The organism is Streptomyces murinus (assembly GCF_002154555.1).
Taxonomy (GTDB): domain Bacteria; phylum Actinomycetota; class Actinomycetes; order Streptomycetales; family Streptomycetaceae; genus Streptomyces; species Streptomyces murinus.
Window position 1 is genome coordinate 1 of sequence record NZ_MUNF01000652.1, and the last position, 629, is coordinate 629.

1 protein-coding gene is annotated in these 629 nt (G+C 74.9%); it reads left to right on the forward strand.

What is annotated here, in order from left to right:
- Positions 1 to 187 precede the first annotated feature (187 nt).
- Positions 188 to 629 (forward strand): NAD-dependent epimerase/dehydratase family protein (locus CCN72_RS32345; protein ID WP_143664270.1); only part of this gene is annotated, 442 nt, incomplete at its 3' end.

The window sequence follows — 629 nt, forward strand, 5'->3', positions numbered from 1 at the left end:
CCCCCACCACCGGCGGCTCCGACCAGGGCACGACCTCCAGCGCTCCCCCGGCGCGCGCGTCGACCTCGCCGGAACAGCTCTGCGTGCTGGTGCTCTGCATCGGCTGAGCAGCTCCCAGGTCTTACGGAGCCGTGACATGACCCGCGCGTTCCGGGAGCGGGGCGCGGGCCGCGTCTAGCGTGGCCGTATGCGTGTATTGGTCACCGGCGGTGCCGGTTTCATCGGTTCCCATGTCGTCGAGGCGCTGCGGACGCGCGGCCATGAGCCGGTGGTGTACGACGTCCGTACGGATCCCGGCGCGGACGTGCGGGACGCGGCGGCGGTGGCGCGGGCGCTGGCCGGGGTGGACGCCGTTTGCCATCAGGCGGCGATGGTCGGGCTCGGCAACGGCGTGGCGGACGCCCCGGAGTACGTCTCGCGCAACGACCTGGGCACGGCCGTGCTGCTCGCGGCGATGGCACAGGCGGGCGTGGGGCGCCTGGTGCTCGCCGGGTCCATGGTCGTCTACGGCGAGGGCCGGTACACCTGCCCGCGCCACGGTGTCGTACGGCCGGGCCCGCGCGCCGTGGCCGACCTCGACGCGGGCCGGTTCGAACCCCGCTGCCCGGTCTGCGGGGCGGAGCTGTCCC